Raw genomic sequence first — 18,540 nt, forward strand, 5'->3', positions numbered from 1 at the left:
AGTCATTTTTTACTCAGGGCCGCAAATACAAGGGCAGTCAGTGCTGCTAATCCAATAAGTGCGATAGCATCATTCCCATTCTTCATGGATTTTGCCGTTTGCACCTGCACGTCTCTCGCAGCTAATGCATCCGCCGCCTCGTCTGCTTCTGCAATCAATTTGTTTGCGGAAACACCAAACACTTCAGCGACAGACCTCAGTTGCTCCACATTTATAACTGAATCTCCACGCTCTATTCTCGACCATGCGGATTGTCCCAAATTCAACTTCGACGCTAACTCTTTTTGTTCCATACCTGATTCTTCACGATGATGCGCCAGCACCCGCCCAAGAACAGCAGCATAGGTTGTACCTGGTTTTAAGTTTTCCATTTACATTATTCCGCATATATGATTATAATGCATATAGTATTTTTAAGTCGAAACCATAACAAAGGATATAACGGCATGGCTATAAATGAAATAGAAATAGGCTCTCGTGTCTGGGTCAATCTTTTCCCAATCCGCCACCACGGACGATATCTTGGCAACGGAATGGTGGCTCACAATTCCAAGAAAAACCGCTGTGTGAGCATCGAGCCCCTCGACGCATTTTCAGATGGGCGTAAGGTTTACCATTCGCCGCCGAGTACACCTATCGACGTCGCGAACATGTGGGCGTTTGCAGAAAGCCTCGTGGGAAAGCCATATTCGCTGACTGGTTTCAATTGCGAGCACTTCGCCAACTACTTGGTCGATGGTGTAGCGAAGAGCAAACAAGCAAAATATGGCGCCACAGGAGCTTGTCTGGGCGCCGTAATAGCCATGTCAAAGAATGGCGGCACACGAGAAGTACTGCTGTTAGCAGGAGTACTTGGCATTGGTGGGCTGTTGTTGGCGCACGCGACCGACTAGTTGTTAGCTAGCGCCTCCTCCCACTCTCAAGCCCATGATCTTCACCTGTCAGAATTTACAGGTTCTCGTCGGGAAGGTTGTCTATAATATTAACGAAACGGTCCGCGTAGTTTTCTGTGTTGAGCCGACAGAAACGAAAATATTTGACCTAAAAAGCTCCCGCGTTCTTACAGCCTTCAAGGAAAGTTTTTTTTAGAAAATTACTGTCTGCCAAAGGCGATCTCGCTGCATGTCTCGCAAGCGTGTCCAAATAGTCTTGCGGCAAGCGTCCATCGATTGTCCACTCATCCAAAATTTGAACTATCCAATACTTACCGTCATTAGTTCCACAGCACTTTGCTTTGTAACGCTCATCAATCGAGTAAAGATCCCGCCAAGTATCAATCTCTTCACTTTTGGCCACTGGGCCGTATTCGAGTGCTATTTCATCGACTGAGATTTTCTGAAAGTCGTTGGAGTTAATTGTGATAGTAATCTCAAGGCCCGACGGAATCGCCGAGTAGGGATAAAAAGATTTTCGCCTAACTCCATTTCTGATCGCAGGATCCTTTGCGAGTTTATAAGTTGTATTACACTCGTGACACGTGGGGGCCAGGTTTCGAAAATTGACGGTGTTGAATGGATAGAGAGCTTGTGGCAGAAAATGGTCGTATGCTTCCCGCTTCTCGTGGTTTTCGCTTTTCATGTCTGACAGCCCACAAAAAGGGCATTTTCCCTCGTTATTTACCGCAACGAATGATTTGTAATGATCCTTGATATCTCCAATTTTTTCTTTCAGCGCGGCCAATCCAAGCACCCGTTCGGAATAAAGGGCTTTAAAAAATTCTCCAAGTAGTTCTGCGAGACCCTCATTCATCGCCTTGATATCTGCGTACCTTGCGATTTGGTTAGTGGGATCGTTGGCGCAAACTGCTTCTAGATCGTTGTTCCCTGAGTACCATGACGAAATTTGGGCGATTTCGCCCGCCGTCAGCGTCGCAAATATCTCGTATATTTGCTGGACGTGTCCATTAAAGAGATCGGCACCATAAGCATCAGAAACATCAAAAGCATCCATTACTTCTCGAAGTTCGGCATTCCCGTTAAATAGGTCGAGGCTGTATGGTGCGCCCCCCGGTGCAGCACACCAGACTCCGAAGATGCAATCGATAAACTCATGCATCCTGTCCATCTGGTGTGGCACGAATTGATAAGGACACAGCATCAGGCCTCGCTCTCCATCCTGTCGAGGACCGTCTTGATAAGAATCATTTTCTCAACGGATTCGCCTAATCCGTCATTCAACTCTGCAAGGAGTTGATCTTTGTCTTCTCCATCTTCAAGCCGCTGCCTCAACGCCTCTATCTTGGATTCCGCCACCCCTCCGATAGTTTCGCTTTTCCCGAAGGTTTTGATGGTGATCTTGTTTACTGACGCACCCAATGTTTGATAATTGGGTCGACTTACTGAGACTTGCCCATCGACGTTCTTAAATACCAAAACTCGCTCGGCGCGACTGTCGGAAATCAAGAATGGGCTGTGTGTTGTAATGAGCATTTCCCGCTCGTGCCCATCGCTGTCTGCAGCGAAGCACTGGCGAAGCCGCGTGACATAGCTGGATCTCCAATCCGGGTTAAAATGCGTTTCCGGCTCGTCCAACAAGAAAATAGCGTTGGCATCTTTAAACAAAAGGCTTAGCCCAATGCTGTGCAACAACTGGTGCTCGCCATCAGAAAAACTCTTTAAGAGAATGGGCTTATCTAAATCTGCCTTTGTCATCCAAAAGTGCTTAATGCGCATGATGCGCTCATCTGAAGCGAGGACAGGAACGGTCTCATTCACATAATGACTGTTGGACCGATAAAGGTCTGTTTTGAGATCTTCGCTTACTGAGTAATAGTTGAGAGCCAGGAGAACTTGAAGCGCCTGGAACAATTCGACCGCGCCTCCTTGAAAATTCGCTTTGAACGCATCCTTGGTTGCCTCATTCACGAGATAGTCAAGATAGAGGCTACCCGTCTCCTCTTCCTCAAAGCTACAAGTCGCACAACGCCTTAAGCGCGAGAGGATTCGGTTTAGTCTACTCTCTTCTTCTGCCGGGGCATCTAAAAGTTCCAACAAATTTAATGTTGCCGTTCTCTCTTCCTGATCAAATGAAACAGCCGGATGTTCGAGACCAAACTCATCAACGACTTCGAGGGGAATGTCGATTGTTCGCCTGATAACAATTTGAAACTGCCTCAAACCCTGCAACTTCAATTCCTCGCAAAGCGGCTGCAGTTCTTCGCCCGTCCGAAACAGCAAATTACAAAGCAAAATTGCCTGACTGAAAGAGTTATCCATATAGGCCAGACGGGTTTCTGGCTTGCCGGGATAGTCGAGTTGTTCTTTTAGGCTGTTCCAATATTCATCAAATTGGATAAATCGCATTTTAAAAAATGGGAGACTGAGAATTTCGTTTTCACCAGAGGAGTAACCAAGGACAAATTGGGGTAGCAAGAAGTTACGTTCGCGCGAACTTATCCCACCGATATCACTTAGCCTCTCGACTTCCGCTAACGATTCGACTTCAGCAAGTGATACCGCATTGTCCGATACAAAATCGGACATATTGACCCAATTCATTTCAAGCGAACGACTAGGATCTTTGATCACTCGAACATGCGCGTGCGTAACATCCGACTTCTGGATTTCGCTTGGCACTTTAACTAAATATTCGAGCTCGAAGCCGTTTGGCTCGAATGCTTCAGTGACGGGGTCGTCGTCGTGTTCCGAAGGCATAAGCGCCATTGGGAGATAACTTCGCTGAACCCGCAGCAATTCGAGCTGATAGAAGATTGCGGCCAATGCCTCTAAGATGTTCGACTTTCCGCTGCCATTGGGCCCGGCGCAAATGAACGGCTCAAATTCATAGGATTTACCAGTCTCATCCTGCAAATCCCATTCACGCCGGAAAGTACACTCAAACCCAGCTCGTAAACTTCTAAATCCCTCGGGACCCGTAATCTTGAGACGAATCAGTCGCATGATTTCAATCAACCACTTGCAGTCTTACAAGATTCTCATCTTCGATAAATGCTTGACTGATTTTTCCGTTCGCAATTTCTTCGAACACCCAATCACGAAAAGTTTCATATTCGCGTGAGGAAAAGGGGCGATTTTCCTCCCCCATGTACTCGAGTGCCCGAAATTGCACATTCTGCCAGAAGGCATCAAACGACAAATCAGTGCCGCTATCCGGGCCTTGCATTAGTTCGTCGAACCATTGGCGCAGCAGCCGCTCACGGCCATCTCGCGAGTCCATCGGGGCGCCTTCTATAGAAAGAGATGTCTCGTACTCTTCATGCTCTTCAATATGATCTGCGAAATTAGTTTCTTGATGTAACGGGACACGAGACAGGCCCAGCACTCCCTTGAATGCCCTCTGGCTCAAAGCGCCGTAAAGGTCTTCTAAATCATTCCTGCTTTGCTGATAACGGGATTTGAGAGCTTCGATTTTCTCAACTATCTCGGCGAATTGGTTCTGAAGATCGATGGGGGGTAATGGAAACGGAATTTTATTTAATGCACCGACATTAAAATGTTTCTGAATTCCACCAACCTCGCGTGATGCGACCATCGCCATACCTCGCTCAGAGTTGAGTAGGCAAGTTAAATACAGTGGATGAAGTCTCTCGCGTCTAGGTCGGACAATGATGAGATCAATGCAATTTGCGCCATCAAGTTCCTTGGGTACGACGGCTGCTGTTCCAGTTTTCCCGGTTCGCACAATCACTATGTCATCGGCTTGGAGACGCGATTTAGACAGAACACTGTCGTGAGCTTCCTGTGAGAAAAAAACTAAATCATTCAAATCTATATAATTTGCTTTTATGTTCAGGGACCTTAGCGCGATTACGCCATTTTCGGCATAATGCGAAGCAGGTTTCACCACAACACCGACAGTCACCTTCTCGGCATACTCTCTCGATGTCCCCAGTTCCCAATTTTTTTTATTCAATACAGGATCACCGAACATTTCTATAAAGACGCTCTTTAGCAGATCGTCGAGATCATTCAGGTGACGCACTCTCTGGGCAATTAGATCTTCTAGCTTATTCAGCAGATATGCGATGCGCTTTTGGTCATCGAGAGGTGGAAAAGGGATCTGTATTGCCAAGAAGTCTGCAGTGGTCAGGCTGCGCCTTCTGGCAACAGCTCCCCGCATTTTTGATGCGTATATTCGACGTGCCTGATTTGAGCGCAAATAGCGCTCGAGGTATGGTATGTGCGCCTCGGCATTATCGATAAGCTTCCAGATTTTGTAAGCTGGGCTCACGATCCCAGCTGGATATTTCGTTTGAAATCCAAGCACTCCCTCATCAATAGGGAACCCGACCACAAGTTCATTTTTGTAGGCAACCAAGTACTTCGCTGTGTCACGACTCGCTACGCGTTTTTTGAACTTCTCAGCCTGATCAACCAGGCCATCCTTCATTGTGATCGATAAAACTGGATATTCACCACTTCCTGCTCTCTCAGTTCCAGATTTCTTGAATAATGATCCTAGTGATCGTCGGGCCCATGTCATCCCAGTATCCTTTGCAACTCAATGAGCTCGCGCACAATCCCGCTCTGGATATTTCTCAGGTCCACATGATCCATTGCACCTACTTCATTCGCTAGCAACCGTTGTAAAATTACTTCTGGCGCCTCATATTCCACTTCTTCAAACACATCCTCTTTGTATCGAGATAGCGACAGGTCATACCCTTCCTCCTCGATGTCTGCGCGAGGCACCATGAAATATTTCTGCGTGCGGTCGGTGTCAGTTTCGGGATTGCGGGCATTGTATCGAGCGACAATTTCTTGCAGGTCGCCATAGCCAACTTGTTTGCTGCGCTTATCATCAAGCGAATATCCATCTGACTGCATGCCATAAAACCAAATATTTTCAGTGGCCGGCTTAGCTACCTTGTCTTCCGCTCCCCAGACTTTCGTGAAAAGCAGGATCGCGGTACTGACTCCGGCGTAAGGCTTAAACACTCCGCTCGGCATGGTAATAACGGCTTTGAGGTCGCATCGCTCGACCAGCATCTGGCGCAGGCTCTTGAACGCCCCGCCCGAACTGAACAGCACGCCTTGCGGCACGATAACGCAACCGGTGCCGCCCTTTTTCAAAAGACGGTAGATGTTTTCGACAAACAGCAATTCAGTCTTGGTGGTGGGGAGGGTTAGATTTTCATTGATGTCCCCTTTGTCGATACTGCCGGTAAAAGGCGGGTTAGCCATCACAATGTCGTATTCAGCCTCCTCAACATAGCTTTTGCTCAAGGTGTCTCTGTAATCGATGTTGGGCTCATCGACACCATGCATCATCAAGTTCATCAGCCCCAATCGCACCATGGTACTATCGATGTCGTAGCCGAATAGAGAGGCTTGCAGAATGGATTGCGTTTTTTCGGTAAGCCCCGCCGCCACGGATGTGCGAATAAAGCCGTCTTCGTCCGGATGCAATTCCTTAGCTCCAGCTTTTTTGGCGAGCTCAGTCACGATATATTGGTACGCGCCAAGCAAAAAACCGCCTGTACCGCAGGCTGGATCAGCAATTCGATGACCAAGTTGCGGCTGCACCAGATCAGCCATTAGCTTGATGATATGGCGCGGGGTACGGAACTGTCCGTTCTTACCTGCTGCAGCAATCTCGCTGAGGAGCATTTCATAGACATCGCCTTGGATGTCCTGGAAAGCCTGGCCGTTTTCTTGCGAGTCCGTCTCCATGATCTCGAAGATTTCGTCGATCGTCTTTACCGCTTCCACCAACAGAGACGCTTTAGGGATAATGAACGCTGCATTGCGCATATGATGAGTAAATTTCGATTCAGCTCCGTTCATGTCCTTAAGGAATGGGAACACTTTGCTTTGGACGTGCTGTAGCATTGCCTCGGCCTGCATATGCTTGAACTCACTCCAACGCAGTGAGCTCTTATCAACGGCATGAACCATCTCCGTTCGAGCGTCCAACTCATCGATGGAGTCTTTTGATCGATATTCCGGTGGAATCCATACGCCTTCGAATTTTGAGGTGTATGGCTCACCGGTCCACTCAGCATCGGCCTGTCTTTTCTTATCCAACTCGTCGATTCGCTTCATGAACAACAGGTAGGTGATTTGCTCGATCGCTGTGAGCGGGTTGGAAATACCGCCGGACCAAAACTTGTCCCACAGTTGATCGATCTTGGTTTTTAGCTCGGGGTTGTTTTGGAGCATAGGTCAAATTCCTTGTGGCTGGCCGCGCGCCATCACGCTGCTAAGCGTTCCGTGAGGTGCAAAATTTCGCTGATTTCTGCCGGGCTAAAAACACCCCGGATTCCTTGCGGATGGATTATTGTGAACGGCGCGTTAATAAGATCCTTCTTCTCGATCTTTTCGCGCTCAATGATATAGCCCTTGAGTAAGTTCAAAAATTCCAACTGTCGACTAGAAAGGTTGCTGTGCTGCTTAATAAATAGTTCAAAAGCATCACTTACTGTCTCTGGGAAGCTTTTTAGAATTTCGATACCGAGAATGTGTCGAATAAATTGCAAAAAGTGTGCTTTACGGTTCTTATAAACTTGGCGAAGCAAGTCTTCCGTGATGTGCGGATGTTCCGCATGGAGAGCCTCGGCTAACTCGTCCGCTTCACTTGCTGAAATATCCTGACCGTCTTTCAATTTTTGCAGAATGGGCGACGTCTCTATTAGCTCAAAAATCAACGTCTCGACCATTTCTCGATATCGTGAGACGCTTACTGCCTCATTCTCCGGCCCAAATTCAACATACTCTTTCCTATGTATTTCATCTTTCAAATTCAGATGGACGGGGGCGTTATCCGGTCCGGTCTGCTCTCTGAATTTCATAAGCGGAGCGAGCCTGGTAACTAGGTCGTCAAAAGCATCTTCGTCTGCCTGAGACCAATAGCGGTTGGTTTGTGCTGATCGGATTAAGACCTCCTCGACACTAACGAAACTGATGCTCAGAGGCAGCGTTGCGATCTGCTCAACGATAGCTGCCTTTAATGTTTCAGATTGAGCCGTTTCGTCGTTCATCCTCGCCAGAGAATACTCAAGAACGTCTTTGCTGAATTTCATTGCCTTGAAATCACCGTCCGACGCTGTTCGGAATAACGGCTTAATCTCTTGTCGCAGGAACTCGATCCTTTGGTGGTCAAAAGCTATCCAGAAATTTTCCTCTTCTAAACGAGCCAATGCGGCGGCGGCTTCCTTGATTACAACGGATCCTTTGGGAAGACTCGCGATTTGAATTCTGAGTTTGCCAATTTCGCGATCAGCAATCTGATGCAATCCCGTATCAATGGCTTTTTCGATTTTATCGATACGCAATGATACGAATCGGACCGGCAACGGAACTTGTGGCGGCTGGTCCTTTCCTTTCGGTTCGACTTTGAAATATTCGAAATTGTCCCAACAATCTAGGATCAGGAATACATCCTTTTCGACGCACCACGGTTTGATTTTTTTCTCTTCTAGTAGCCGCGTGCCGCGACCTATCATCTGCCAAAATCGCGTGTAAGAATAGATCGGCTTTGCAAATACCAAATTGACGATTTCACGCACATCAACGCCGGTATCCAACATTCCAACACTAATAGCGATGCGCGGCATGTCATTGTTCTTAAATTGGTCCAGGAGACCGCCCTTGCCGTATACGCGGGAGTCGTCAGAAACTAACACCTTTGCGAGCTCGCCCTTATACTGTGGAAAAAGACTATCGAATATTTCCTCCATTCGCCGCGCATGCGGGATGGATGAGCAAAAGAAGATCGTCTTTCCCGGAAGAACACCATTCGGGTCTTTAATGCTCTCTTCCATAAACTCACGAACGATCAGCGCGTTGGTACCGCGATTTATAACTTTCTTCTCTAGTGCTGTGCCTTCGAAATTGATTTCCTCAATTTCCTTACCTTCCAGTATCAGCCTTTTCTGGTCTTCTAATGATATGGTTCGCTTGCTGATCCCTTCTATTTGGAATCGGGTTTGAATTTTCATGACCTGGAAACCACACAAATAGGGTGGCTTGTTGGAGAGTGCTTCCTCATAGGTATAGGCAAACGAGGGGACACCATCCTCGCAGTGAAATAGCTGGAACGTATTATGATCGATAACGTCTGTTGGCGTTGCAGTAAGGCCGAGGGTGATTGTCTTAAAATAGTTAAGAATCTCCCCATAAGCGTTGTAGATCGAACGGTGGCTCTCATCGACAACAATTAGGTCGAAAAAGTGCGGAGATATTTCTTGGGTCTCACCACGAATTATATTCAGCATCGAAGGATAGGTAGATACGTATATCCTCCGATTTTTTACGATCAATTTTTCGCCCACATTGGGCCATCGTGGCTCATTGGGAAGATGCTCTTTGAAAGCATCCAAGGCTTGTTCGCGCAGAGCAATCCGGTCTACGAGAAACAGTACGCGCTCTGCGTGGCTCGCCCGCATTAGGGCGTCTATCAACGCGATACATGTCCGCGTCTTGCCAGTACCCGTCGCCATAACGAGCAAAAAATTCCGTCGTTTTTGCTCTATACCTTCCAAGATAGAGCGAATAGCTCTGATTTGATAATCACGACCCGCAATATTGGTATTGATTAAAGCCTCCGTCAGAGGCTTGCGGTTCCTCCGGATGTAGGCAAAGCGCTCGAAATCATCTCTGGTCGGGAATCCGACCACCTGCTTGGGCGGGGAATTGCCTAAGTCCCAAAAATATGTCTCGTACCCATTGGTATAGAAACAAAAGGGAAGCTCTCCCCCCTTTTCGGCCTGAATGTTGTGACAATACTGCTTCGCTTGCTCCCGACCCAACCCCGCGTCTCTAGATGTCTTTTTGGCCTCCACCACGGCGAGCGGCTGCCCATCTTTACCCAGAAGCACGTAGTCACTGAATTGATGACCTTCAAAAGGAGTTCGTGGCGCGTCTACACCGTCGGGAAGGCCAGTCAAAATATCGAACTCTTGGACAACTTGGGTTGGGTCATCCACATTCCAACCTGCTTGTGCCAAAAGCCTATCAATTAGTTCGACACGGGTTTGTGCCTCTGTCTTTGACAAGCGCTTACCTCCCCATGCGCAATTTGATCGCAGCCATCCAAGTCTTGAATAGATTATTCAAAGAAATCTTCATCGACCTTTTTAAGGTGCAGAACTTCTTCGTCTCTACACCCGATACTGTAACGGATCATCAAACGCGTAAGCTCCCCGCCATCAATCAAGACAATGCGCATTCCAAGGTCCTTGGCTGTTTGTTTTGCATCAAGACTAAACGAGGACGTTGTCACGAATATGCCCTTCTGCGCTCGTTTTAAATTCAGCGCCCCATAGAAGTCTCTAATTGCACCTGCACCAATGTTATTTCCCTCCGCGTATTTTTTCGCTTGGATGTATATTTGGTCGACGCCAAGTGGGTCTTGATCAATCACTCCATCCACGCCGTTATCCCCACTTTGGCCAAGAGCTCGCCCAGCGTCCTCGGAAGTGCCGCCATACCCCATGGCCAACAGCAGTTCGACGATTAAATTCTCAAAAAATGCTGGCGTCTCATCTCGAACTCGGTCCAGCAACTCAGACGCTAATGCGGCGTTGATTTTCCTATGAGCCGATCTCAAGACTTCGTCCGGCGTCGCGTCGATTTCTGGCGCTTCGGAGACTGCGCTACCCTCGTCGCTTACGTCACGCGTTCGAGCTTGGAATTCTTGATACTCATCGAACTGCTCGAGGTAGGACCTGTCTATTGTGGTGCTTTCATCAGCCAGTGCGGCGCGCCCACGGTCCGTGATTATAAAGTACCCACGCCTTGTGGTCCGGACGAGACCAGCTTGCTTTAAGTAACTCTTGGCCCAGTGAACTCGGTTAGCGAACTGAGTCTGCTTCCCGCTGGGGAGTAATTTGTCTCGATCTTCTTCCGACAATGACAACTTGTCTGCCAGCGTATCGACAACGTCCCCAATCTTGACCTCGCCATGTTGAGCGCTTTCGAGTACCGGGCGCATCAGTTCTTGGAAATTGGGCACCATACACTTAACCCTAAATGTTCGATATTCGTAGCGACCTAATAAATTGATAGCCGCTTCTTTCTACCCTGAGTTATATACACCAAACATAAAGCACTATGTAGGTAGATGGCCATTCCCAAAAATCGATTCAGAGTTGTCGCGCTTGGGTCCCCTTGATGCACACGACATCGCAACTGGCTAAGAGCCCATCCCCACCCTGATATCATGCATACTCTGGCCACGTAGGGGCCGGCACTTCAAATGCCCCGTCTATCGCGGGCTTTGGTTGGCAATCCAAATTTTGAAGTGCGCAGGAAGTGCGGAACCGCCCTTCGAGCGAACAAAGAACACCCATATGCGAGGTCGTCGAGCTATCGCCCAGATGTCTATCGCAAGGCAAGGGGCAGTTCGCGGAACACCTCAGAGGGCCGTGGAGAGGCCGACTCGATGTCCCGGGCCCCGCGATAGCAGGCCACCCCGACTCGCGCATCCTCGGCCATACAAGATGCAACCGGTATCGGGAGGTCGGGATGCGATCGGAGAACGCCACGAATTGCTAAGCGTCACGTCACATGACGCGAAGCACAGCCGACGACGATGCCTGAGGGGGAGATCATCCCCCTCCCCCTGATCCGGACCACCACTACATTAAAATGTGACGTGACGTGACGATAAGCGGTTAAAAATTGTAATCACGGCCTATTGGGTCGATGCCGTCCAATATTTCCTTAGGCAGCCATATCCCCCGACTACGCGGCCCGTTAAAACGTAAAGGTTCTTGAGGTCGCGCACCATCGATACGAGCCAACGCATCGCGCCAACTACCGTTCTCCCACCGTGTATTTCGATAAATCTCCGCGAGCCCCGGATGGCGATTAGCAACCACAAATCCGTCGTCGACCACTTTCACCCCTCGATTTAGCAAGTCCGTGACACTCGGCGGCGAATTATGCCCAGCACCCGTTGCTAGTACTGTCGCCAAGATTGACCCAACCGTATATTCGTCGATTAGAGTACCAAGCAGATGATTAAGGCAGTCATCCGCATCATCGATACGGTGTGCTTCAGCATGAATTTGTATGAGGTCAAAGTATCTCTCGATCCAGAGGGCGGCTTCCGCCTGACTGGGGACACGACCTTCCAATGCCAAGAATGCCCCCGCGAACATCGTCGACATGTTGTTTAGGTGACGGCTATCTTCGGGCGGCATCTCCCCAAGAAATGTACTGACAGCCTCTGGAACCAATCCCGCCAACCGGATTGCATTCTGGCACCATGCCGGACCGAGGGCCTCGAATTCATCCATTGCCTGGTTAAACATTCGGCCGGTATTAGGATCGTTGTCGTGCCGGTCCAATTCGAACCTGATAATCCGTGACGCGTCCGCAGACGTGAGGATTGTTGGATGGATCGCAGCAAACAAAAAGGATGCGCGGATATTAAATTGTAGCGCTTTTCCTTCTGGTGTTCCTCTCGCAACCTGGCTCTCTGATGAGTAAGCGCTGCGCGCAAGTTTCATCACGCTGCTAAGGCGACCCCGACTACCGTCACTTTCAAACTCATCGAGAATTACCGGCAGGCTATCCGCTTGTAGTCGCTGCCTAATACCGGCCTCGGTGCTTTGGCCATCCAAACTGACGACCAGCGGCGACAGGAGCCTCGTTATACCGTTCAGCAGGGTCGTTTTGCCGGTGTTGCGTGCGCCGATCAGAAAACCGTGTGGTCGCGATTTAAGGACGCCACAGATCGGAGCAAGAAACATCCAACCAAGTAAAAGCAGGGGATCGTCTGTGTTCTTCCAATTCGGCAAAGAGATCGCTTCGAGAATTCTATTTGCATCGACCTCATAGTCGCCACCGTCGAAGTCTACAGGATCAAAACAAACATAAACGTTCTTCGACTCCTCCGGCACCCTTCCCGTCAAGTTGACGATGATATCACTGCCATCTCTCCAGACACCTCTCCCCCTAACCCGGTCCATGTTAAATGGCCCTCTATCGCGACACGCCTGCATTAATACATCTGCGGCCCATTGTGGCGCGAACCCGGCGGGCTCCCCTTTGGGACCAAGCTTTGGGAACCTCTCTTCCCAGAAGTCCTTATTTGCTAACCCGAGTAATCCGGCGGGTGTCGTAAGTTGTTGTGCTGACATCGCCATCACCAACCTCGACCTTGGCATAAAGAACACAAAAGTATTCTGGGGCGTGTACCCTAAGGGCTGAGGGCCAATGTCTCCCGGGTCGTATGACTGAGATAGTACCGGACTGTCGAAGTCCTTGCGCCGAGCGTCTTCGATCATACCGGGGAGTTCATCCAGAGTGTTCCCTGGATAACCGCTTGGGAACAGCGACGAGATTACTCTCAGAATTTCAGCATTATCGCCAAAGCGGACACACTGTGCCGCGAGCCTCAGGGTCGCATCGTGGGTTCCGGTCCCGCCCAAGATGGTCGGAGTATGTTCCGATTGAACTATCACCTTTAGAAGGCCCAATTGCCGCGCTGTGAATGCTGGCAGTTCTGTCCGTTCTACTTCGAGCAGAGAGCGGTCGCCCCATGTATAGCTCTCTCCTGTTGTTGGATGGATTGAGGGCGGGATCACAACTTGGCTCTTGTTGCAGAGAATATCGCCGACATGGCCGATGTGGGTAGATGCTAGTTTGCAAGTTTCGACCCCTTCTTCCGCGCGGACAAAAGCGCTAGCGCCCTTTGCCCCGTATTTGACAATCAAACCCTTGCCAAGAATTGCTTCTAGCACACCTGTAAATCGATCATCATCGATATCAACTACTGCGAGACGGTGGTCCTCTCCGATTTTGCCCCCCAATACTAGGCCGATGTTCATGCCGCCGAACTCTCGCGCCCATTCACCCATCCTCTCTTTGCTGGGACGGCTGTTTGGCGCGGAGTAACTTGGCCAGTTCGTCACACGAGGCTGTTTGCCCTCGACGGGAATTGGGGAATATCCCTGGTGCCAATAGTCAAATGCCGCATCGGCAAATGGTGTCGGGACATTGCGCAATGACCTACCCAACCCAACTTCGTTCTTCCTATCCTTGGACATACCGAGCTCCTAACTCATCATTGGCCGGTGCAGTTACGTGATTTCATGCGTGCCGCGATAACGGCGGCGATCCAGCCATGCGTTCAGGTCGTGGATGTCGTACCTGACGGTCCGACGACCTATGCGAATGAAGGGGGGCCCATCGAGTTCCGGGCGAAATCGTGATGTCTTCAGCCAATGCACGGACATCCCGAGCCATTCAGCGGCCTCAGATGTCGTCAACAGACGACGCTTTTCATTATCTCTATCGGAAGTCATCTTGGGCTCCTCTTCGGCGGAGCCCTGATATTGTCGAGGACGATCTTTGGATTCGTCCTTCTTTTATTCGGACCAAGAGTTAGGCTTTGTGTGTCCAGTATATCCGATACTTACTCTTTTTGTAGTAATGGAGAAGCTGCCCAAACGGGACGCCTGTGCGATTGGATACGTGCTCGACAACATCATTTAGGTGACGAGTAGCCCAAATCCGGATCTCTGTGTGATTGAGTTTCTTCGTCCGACTATTGTAGAGGAATGACCAAGCGAATGCGTCCCAGTCTTCTTTCAATTGGTCCGTGTCAATATTTTGGTTCCGGGCGGCAACGTCATTGATCGCATCTGCAATAGACATCTTTTGGCGAAAAATACGCGAACAGATTCTTTGGCATCGCGTCAGCCATCCAACATCCCAACACGCATCGAGGTAAGGCTTATCCAATGCCTTCTGCGTCGATACAAACTTGAGATCGGTTGAGCGACCTCGATCTCGCGGTCGCGTCAAATACTCTTCAACGATCTTCGGCATGAAGCCGTTGACGCGGGCAGCACGATCAATGTCCTGCTGTCGAGGCTTGCCGTCATCTTTGATGATCTCCTCGATCCAATACCAATCGAATGGGCTCGGTTTCTCCGCACCAACTCGGGACATCTTCCCTACCTCCGTCATAAGGGGACGTACTATATGCACAAGATATCGAAGTTTAGAACTACTGTGAGACGATATCTTGCAAACCGCACTTCACACGCACTTCAGCCCATTTTAGGCCACCGATCAAATTGACATCTAAAAAAGAAAAAAGCCCGGTTTCCCGGGCTTTTGGAATGGTGGGCGCGACAGGGATTGAACCTGTGACCCCTGCCGTGTGAAGGCAGTGCTCTCCCGCTGAGCTACGCGCCCGCCGTATGCGGCCCGGACATCCCCAGGAGGCGTGATATAATGCCCGTCCGGTGAGCCTGTCAATGCCCGCCGCGCCGGTATACACTTGCGCCTCTGCCCGTCACCCCGCCCGTCACCCCGTCCGCCGGCGCTGCCCTGAAACCTCCGGAAACAATCTTTGACTTGGCGCTACCCGTTCGATGTGGCACACGAAATGCTGTAAAACGACCATATCGGGATAAAATCTGAGCATCATGACTCCGCGTCGCACCGCCGCCATCGTCCTTGCCGCCGGCCACGGCACCCGGATGGAATCGACCCTGCCGAAGGTCCTGCATCCGCTCGGCGGGCAACCGATGATACATCACATCCTGTCGACGCTGGCCGTCGCCGGAATCGACGATATCTGCGTCGTCATCGGCCCCGACATGGATAACGTCCGTGACGCCGCCCAGCCTTTCCGCACAGCCGTGCAATCGGAACGCCTGGGCACCGCGCATGCCGCGCTGGCCGCCAGGGACAGTATTACCGAAGCGAACCCCGACGGGGTCGACGATCTGCTTATCCTCAACGCGGATAATCCGTTGATCCCGGAAAGCGCTATCAAGGCGTTACTGGAAAAGCGCGCCGGTCCTGATAATCCGGCGGTTTCCGTGCTCGGGTTTCACACCGAAAACCCCGGCCCCTATGGGCGCATGGTCACGACCGACGACGGCATCCTGCACCGGATCGTCGAGGCCAAGGATGCCGATCCCGAGGAATTCGCCATCGATTTCTGCAGTTCCGGCATGATGGCCCTGGACGGCGCCACAGCCTTCGACATGCTGTCCGCGATCGGCAACGACAATGCCCAGGGCGAGTATTACCTGCCCGATGTCATTCATGTCGCACAGCACAGCGGCCGGACGTGCACCTTTGCCGAAGGTTGTGAAGCGGATCTGCACGGCATCAATTCACGCGCCGAACTGGCCATCGCCGAAGCGCATGTTCAAAACCGGCTGCGCTCGGAAGCGATGGCCGGCGGGGCGACACTGATCGCACCGGAAACCGTCTTCTTCTGTTTCGACACCCGCGTCGGACGCGACGTGGTGATCGAACCCAACGTGGTGTTCGGCCCCGGTGTCGAGATCGCCGATAATGTCACCATCCGGGCGTTCTCACATATTGAAGGCGCGCGCATTGCCGCAGGCGCCGTCATCGGTCCTTTTGCCCGGCTTCGCCCCGGCGCCAACATTGCAGAGAACGTGCACATCGGCAATTTCGTCGAAATCAAAAATGCCAACCTGGGTGTGGGCGCCAAGGCCAATCATCTGGCCTACGTCGGCGACAGCGATGTCGGCGCGGGCGCCAACATCGGCGCCGGCACCATCACGTGCAATTACGATGGCGTCTTCAAATGGCGCACGACCATCGGCGCGGGAGCGTTCATCGGCTCCAACACCTCGCTGGTGGCGCCGGTCAATGTCGGCGCGGGCGCCGTCACCGGGGCCGGCAGCACCATCGCCAAGGATATCAGCGCCGATGCGCTGGCCGTCACCCGCGCGCCGCAACGCGAGATCAAGGATTGGGGCCGCCAGACCCGCGCGCGCAAACAGGCACTCAAGGATAAGGGGGAGAAAGGCTGATGTGCGGCATCATCGGCATCGTCGGCAACAATCCCGCCACCCCCCGCCTGCTCGAAGCGCTGAAACGGCTTGAATACCGAGGCTACGATTCCGCCGGGATCGCGACACTGGTGAACGGCGGCATCGAGCGCCGCCGCGCCGAGGGCAAGCTGGCCAATCTCGGCAAGCGCCTGCAGGAGAGCCCGCTTGAGGGCACCACCGGCATCGGCCACACCCGCTGGGCAACGCACGGCGTGCCGAACGTACAGAACGCGCATCCGCATGCCACGGATCGCGTTGCCGTCGTGCACAACGGAATCATCGAGAATTTTCGCGAGCTTCGCCAGGAAGTCGCCGCGGCCGGATGCACCCTGGCCTCCGAAACCGATACCGAGATTATCGCCCACCTGGTCACGCTTGGCCTCAAAGCCGGTCTTTCGCCGAAGGACGCGGTCTTCGAGACGCTTAAAAAACTGCAGGGCGCGTATGCGCTGGGCTTCATCTTTTCGGGTGAACACAATCTGATGGCCGCCGCCCGGCACGGCAGCCCCCTGGCGCTGGGGTTCGGCGAACATGAAATGTATCTTGGCTCGGACGCACTCGCCCTGGCGCCGCTGACCAACCGCATCCTGTATATGGAAGACGGCGATTGGGCGATGATGACGGCGTCGAGCGCCGAGATCTTCGACAGCGACGGCCATCCCGTCGAGCGGCCGATCCGCCTGACCGAGCTTTCCGGCGCCGCCATCGGCAAGGGCGGTTACCGGCACTTCATGCTCAAGGAAATTTACGAACAGCCGCAGGTCATCGGCGACACGCTGCATTCCCTCGTCAACCCGGCGGAACGGCGCATCATCATGCCCGAAGGCGATGTCGACCTGGCAAAAGCCGAAAAGATCACGCTGATCGCCTGCGGCACATCGTATTATGCCTGCATGACGGCAAAGTACTGGTTCGAGAGCCTGGCCCGGATTCCGGTCGAGGTCGATATCGCGTCGGAATACAGATACCGAGATCCGGTGCCGCCGCAAAACGGCGTCGCCATCTTCATCTCGCAGTCCGGCGAAACCATCGACACCCTGGCCGCGCTGCGCCACGCCAAGCAAGGCGGGCAGAAAATCCTGTCCATCGTCAATGCGCTGGAAAGCGCCATCGCGCGGGAATCGGATGCCGTCCTGCAGACCCTTGCCGGACCTGAAATCGGTGTCGCCTCGACCAAGGCGTTCACCACCCAGTTGACGGTGCTGGCCTGCCTCGCCATCGCCACCGCCGAAGCACGCGGCACCATCTCCGGACAGGCGGTATCCGACCTGGTCGGTGCACTGACCGAGGTCCCGGCCCGCGCTGCCGAGGTGCTCAACCACGACGACGCTATTCGCACCCTCGCCGCCACCGTCGCCGAGGCCCGCGACGTGCTGTATCTCGGCCGCGGCACCAATTATCCGATTGCCCTCGAAGGCGCGCTCAAACTGAAAGAGATTTCATATATTCATGCCGAGGGCTATGCCGCCGGCGAGATGAAGCACGGCCCGATCGCGCTGATCGACGAGGCGGTACCGATAATCTGCATCGCCCCCGAGGACAAACTGTTCGAAAAGACCGCGTCGAACATTCAGGAAGTCAAGGCGCGCGGCGGCAAGGTCATCGTGTTCACCGACCATGCCGGCGCGCGGCAACTGCAGGACTGCGCCGAGTTCATTATCGCCCTGCCCGCCGTGAATGCCTTTGTTTCGCCTATTTTGTATGCCATTCCTGTGCAATTGCTGGCGTATCACGTCGCCGTCATCAAGGGGACGGATGTCGACCAGCCACGCAATCTGGCCAAAAGTGTGACTGTGGAGTAA

At 51.9% G+C, this 18,540-nt stretch carries 13 protein-coding genes and 1 tRNA gene; 3 read left to right on the forward strand and 11 right to left on the reverse strand.

The features are described from left to right. Positions 1 to 2: 2 nt before the first annotated feature. On the reverse strand, positions 3 to 371 hold the full coding sequence (locus tag L2D14_00505) for a helix-turn-helix transcriptional regulator (GenBank protein ID WNJ99923.1): 369 nt from the start codon (positions 369 to 371) through the stop codon (positions 3 to 5). Positions 372 to 446: 75 nt separating this feature from the next. On the opposite strand from L2D14_00505, the gene L2D14_00510 reads away from it, so the two are divergent. Next, on the forward strand, positions 447 to 893 hold the full coding sequence (locus L2D14_00510; GenBank protein WNJ99924.1) for a lecithin retinol acyltransferase family protein: 447 nt from the start codon (positions 447 to 449) through the stop codon (positions 891 to 893). Positions 894 to 1,041: 148 nt separating this feature from the next. On the opposite strand, the gene L2D14_00515 is transcribed toward L2D14_00510, so the two are convergent. The 10 genes from L2D14_00515 to L2D14_00560 form a co-directional block, all read right to left on the reverse strand. Then, on the reverse strand, positions 1,042 to 2,055 hold the full coding sequence (locus L2D14_00515; GenBank protein WNJ99925.1) for a hypothetical protein: 1,014 nt from the start codon (positions 2,053 to 2,055) through the stop codon (positions 1,042 to 1,044). Positions 2,056 to 2,096: 41 nt separating this feature from the next. Continuing rightward, on the reverse strand, positions 2,097 to 3,899 hold the full coding sequence (locus L2D14_00520) for a restriction system-associated AAA family ATPase (GenBank protein ID WNJ99926.1): 1,803 nt from the start codon (positions 3,897 to 3,899) through the stop codon (positions 2,097 to 2,099). Between the two features lie 4 nt (positions 3,900 to 3,903). Further along, positions 3,904 to 5,442 (reverse strand): restriction endonuclease subunit S, encoded by a 1,539-nt coding sequence (locus L2D14_00525; GenBank protein ID WNJ99927.1) that lies wholly within the window; start codon positions 5,440 to 5,442, stop codon positions 3,904 to 3,906. Beyond that, positions 5,439 to 7,121 (reverse strand): class I SAM-dependent DNA methyltransferase, encoded by a 1,683-nt coding sequence (locus L2D14_00530; GenBank protein WNJ99928.1) that lies wholly within the window; start codon positions 7,119 to 7,121, stop codon positions 5,439 to 5,441. The genes L2D14_00525 and L2D14_00530 overlap by 4 nt, the downstream gene beginning before the upstream one ends. 32 nt (positions 7,122 to 7,153) lie before the next feature. Further along, a complete protein-coding gene (locus L2D14_00535) occupies positions 7,154 to 9,955 on the reverse strand; it encodes a DEAD/DEAH box helicase family protein (protein WNJ99929.1) in 2,802 nt (933 codons plus the stop codon). Positions 9,956 to 10,008: 53 nt separating this feature from the next. Then, positions 10,009 to 10,917, reverse strand: a complete 909-nt coding sequence (locus tag L2D14_00540) for a restriction endonuclease (protein WNJ99930.1) — start codon at positions 10,915 to 10,917, stop codon at positions 10,009 to 10,011. Positions 10,918 to 11,575: 658 nt separating this feature from the next. Next, positions 11,576 to 13,957 carry a bifunctional DNA primase/polymerase gene (locus tag L2D14_00545; GenBank protein ID WNJ99931.1) on the reverse strand — a complete coding sequence of 794 codons (2,382 nt, stop codon included), beginning with the start codon at positions 13,955 to 13,957 and terminating at the stop codon, positions 11,576 to 11,578. Positions 13,958 to 13,990: 33 nt separating this feature from the next. After that, positions 13,991 to 14,215: a helix-turn-helix domain-containing protein gene (locus tag L2D14_00550; GenBank protein WNJ99932.1), complete on the reverse strand. Its 225-nt coding sequence runs from the start codon at positions 14,213 to 14,215 to the stop codon at positions 13,991 to 13,993. A 79-nt stretch (positions 14,216 to 14,294) separates the two neighbouring features. Further along, entirely contained in the window at positions 14,295 to 14,864 is a 570-nt protein-coding gene (locus L2D14_00555; protein WNJ99933.1) for a hypothetical protein, read from the reverse strand. Positions 14,865 to 15,038: 174 nt separating this feature from the next. After that, positions 15,039 to 15,113, reverse strand: a tRNA-Val gene (locus L2D14_00560). A gap of 233 nt (positions 15,114 to 15,346) precedes the next feature. On the opposite strand from L2D14_00560, the gene glmU reads away from it, so the two are divergent. Together glmU and glmS are read left to right on the forward strand one after the other, a co-directional pair. Then, a complete protein-coding gene (gene glmU, locus L2D14_00565) occupies positions 15,347 to 16,717 on the forward strand; it encodes a bifunctional UDP-N-acetylglucosamine diphosphorylase/glucosamine-1-phosphate N-acetyltransferase GlmU (GenBank protein WNJ99934.1) in 1,371 nt (456 codons plus the stop codon). Next, positions 16,717 to 18,540, forward strand: a complete 1,824-nt coding sequence (gene glmS / locus L2D14_00570) for a glutamine--fructose-6-phosphate transaminase (isomerizing) (GenBank protein WNJ99935.1) — start codon at positions 16,717 to 16,719, stop codon at positions 18,538 to 18,540. The genes glmU and glmS overlap by 1 nt, the downstream gene beginning before the upstream one ends.

This window comes from Thalassospiraceae bacterium LMO-JJ14, assembly GCA_021555105.2.
In the GTDB taxonomy this organism is placed as follows: domain Bacteria; phylum Pseudomonadota; class Alphaproteobacteria; order Rhodospirillales; family Casp-alpha2; genus UBA4479.

Excerpts from the sequence above, each read along its gene's own strand:
- L2D14_00505 (WNJ99923.1), bottom strand. The coding sequence starts at position 371 with ATGGAAAACTTAAAACCAGGTACAACCTATGCTGCTGTTCTTGGGCGG.
- L2D14_00510 (WNJ99924.1), top strand. The coding sequence starts at position 447 with ATGGCTATAAATGAAATAGAAATAGGCTCTCGTGTCTGGGTCAATCTT.
- L2D14_00515 (WNJ99925.1), bottom strand. The coding sequence starts at position 2,055 with ATGCATGAGTTTATCGATTGCATCTTCGGAGTCTGGTGTGCTGCACCG.
- L2D14_00520 (WNJ99926.1), bottom strand. The coding sequence starts at position 3,899 with ATGCGACTGATTCGTCTCAAGATTACGGGTCCCGAGGGATTTAGAAGT.
- L2D14_00525 (WNJ99927.1), bottom strand. The coding sequence starts at position 5,442 with ATGACATGGGCCCGACGATCACTAGGATCATTATTCAAGAAATCTGGA.
- L2D14_00530 (WNJ99928.1), bottom strand. The coding sequence starts at position 7,121 with ATGCTCCAAAACAACCCCGAGCTAAAAACCAAGATCGATCAACTGTGG.
- L2D14_00540 (WNJ99930.1), bottom strand. The coding sequence starts at position 10,917 with ATGGTGCCCAATTTCCAAGAACTGATGCGCCCGGTACTCGAAAGCGCT.
- L2D14_00545 (WNJ99931.1), bottom strand. The coding sequence starts at position 13,957 with ATGTCCAAGGATAGGAAGAACGAAGTTGGGTTGGGTAGGTCATTGCGC.
- L2D14_00550 (WNJ99932.1), bottom strand. The coding sequence starts at position 14,215 with ATGACTTCCGATAGAGATAATGAAAAGCGTCGTCTGTTGACGACATCT.
- L2D14_00555 (WNJ99933.1), bottom strand. The coding sequence starts at position 14,864 with ATGTCCCGAGTTGGTGCGGAGAAACCGAGCCCATTCGATTGGTATTGG.
- glmU (WNJ99934.1), top strand. The coding sequence starts at position 15,347 with ATGACTCCGCGTCGCACCGCCGCCATCGTCCTTGCCGCCGGCCACGGC.
- glmS (WNJ99935.1), top strand. The coding sequence starts at position 16,717 with ATGTGCGGCATCATCGGCATCGTCGGCAACAATCCCGCCACCCCCCGC.